The organism is Aminobacter sp. MET-1, from assembly GCF_026521175.1.
GTDB lineage: Bacteria > Pseudomonadota > Alphaproteobacteria > Rhizobiales > Rhizobiaceae > Aminobacter.
In genome coordinates this window covers 1-1823 of record NZ_JAMSHL010000055.1, presented here as the reverse complement: position 1 = coordinate 1823, position 1823 = coordinate 1, and the positions used below count along the sequence as shown (strand labels likewise).

2 protein-coding genes are annotated in these 1823 nt (G+C 66.1%); both read left to right on the top strand.

Annotation, left to right across the window (positions count from 1 at the left end; all coding sequences use genetic code 11):
- On the top strand, window positions 1-993 hold a 993-nt coding region (deoC, locus tag NDO48_RS28965), incomplete at its 5' end, for a deoxyribose-phosphate aldolase (protein ID WP_416377229.1).
- Window positions 994-1263: 270 nt separating this feature from the next.
- Window positions 1264-1823, top strand: a 560-nt coding sequence (locus tag NDO48_RS28960) for an aldehyde dehydrogenase family protein (protein ID WP_267322877.1), incomplete at its 3' end; no start/stop codon positions are given.

The following is a 1823-nucleotide window of genomic DNA, read 5'->3' as shown; positions in this document are numbered from 1 at the left end:
TTGCCTTCGCGCCTGGCTGCGAACGCGGCCGAGACGCACGCCATTGCCCGCAATCCCGGCATGGCGCTGGATCTTGGCTTTCTGGAATCGATGCGCAGCGTCAACCGCTCGGCGCTGGAGCGACGGGTCGGCACACTGACCAAACGGCGTTCGATCAAGGCCGACAACCAGGCGGCGTGGCTGTTGCGGTCGATCTCGCTGATGGACCTGACGACGCTCAACTCCAACGACACCGACGAGCGTGTACGGCGGCTCTGCGCCAAGGCGCTGAACCCGCTGCGGCGCGATCTTGTCGAGGCGCTCGGGCTGGGCGAGGTGGTGATCCGCCCGGCGGCGGTCTGCGTCTATCATCCGTTTGTGGCGACGGCCGTCGAGGCGGTGAAGGGTTCGGGCATCCATGTCGCGGCGGTGTCGACGGCTTTCCCGCATGGCCTGGCGCCCTTGTCGAGCCGTCTCGCCGAGATCGAGGCGTCGGTCGCCGACGGCGCCGACGAGATCGACGTCGTCATTCCGCGCGGGCTGGTATTCGGTGCCAGGTGGCAGGAACTCTATGACGAGATCAAGCAGATGCGCGCCGCCTGCGGCGAGGCGCATCTGAAGGTCATCCTCGGCACCGGCGATCTCGCCACTTTGCGCAATGTCACGCTCGCCTCGATGGTGGCGATGATGGCGGGCGCCGACTTCATCAAGACCTCGACCGGCAAGGAAAGCGTCAATGCGACGCTGCCCGTCGGCCTCGCCATGGTCAGGGCCATCCGCGCCTATCACGAGCAGACCGGCTATCTCATCGGCTTCAAGCCGGCCGGCGGCATCTCGACGGCAAAGGTCTCGCTCGACTGGCTGGTGCTGATGAAGGAAGAGCTCGGCCGGCCGTGGCTCGAACCCGAGCTGTTCCGCTTCGGCGCGTCGAGCCTTCTGACCGACATCGAACGCCAGCTCGAGCACCATGTCAGCGGCCGCTACTCGGCCAACCACCGCCACGCCATGGCGTGAGCAGCTAGACCTGGCCATGCCGAGTTCTACGTTGCCCCCCTCTGGCCTGCCGGCCATCTCCCCCACAAGGGGGGAGATCAGCAGTTCGGCGGTCGGCAGCCATTCGGCAGCACCGATTTTGTCTTTTCTGAACCGACAGCATCTCAATTTGGCGAAGGCCGCAAGCACAGCTGATCTCCCCCCTTGTGGGGGAGATGGCCGGCAGGCCAGAGGGGGGCAACGTAAAGCGCTCCCCGCCCGATCCTCGCGCCGCAGAGTCCGGAGCCTCTCATGAACATCCTCGAACGATACCACGCTATGGATTACGCCCCAGCCCCCGAGGCCCGCACGGAAGCCGATGCCTGGCTCGCTGGCCGCGACTTCTCGAAGTCGCTGTTCATCGCGGGCGACTGGCGCGCCGGCATCGACGGCAAGAGCTTCGACACGTCGGATCCCTCCACCGGCAAGCTGCTGGCAAAGGTCTCTGACGCCTCTGCCGCCGACATCGAGGCAGCTGTGGCTGCCGCCCGCAAGGCGCTGCCGAAGTGGAGTGCTGCTTCGGGTTACGAGCGGGCCAAGGTGCTTTATGCCATCGGCCGCGCCATGCAGCGCCACCAGCGGCTGTTTGCGGTGCTGGAAAGCCTCGACAATGGCAAGCCGATCCGCGAAAGCCGCGACATCGACGTGCCCCTGGCGATCCGCCACTTCATCCACCATGCCGGCTGGGCCCAGGCGCTCGACAAGGAATTTCCCGGCCGCAAGGCAGTGGGTGTCGTCGGCCAGATCATCCCGTGGAACTTTCCGCTTCTGATGCTGGCCTGGAAGATCGCTCCCGCTCTCGCCACCGGCTG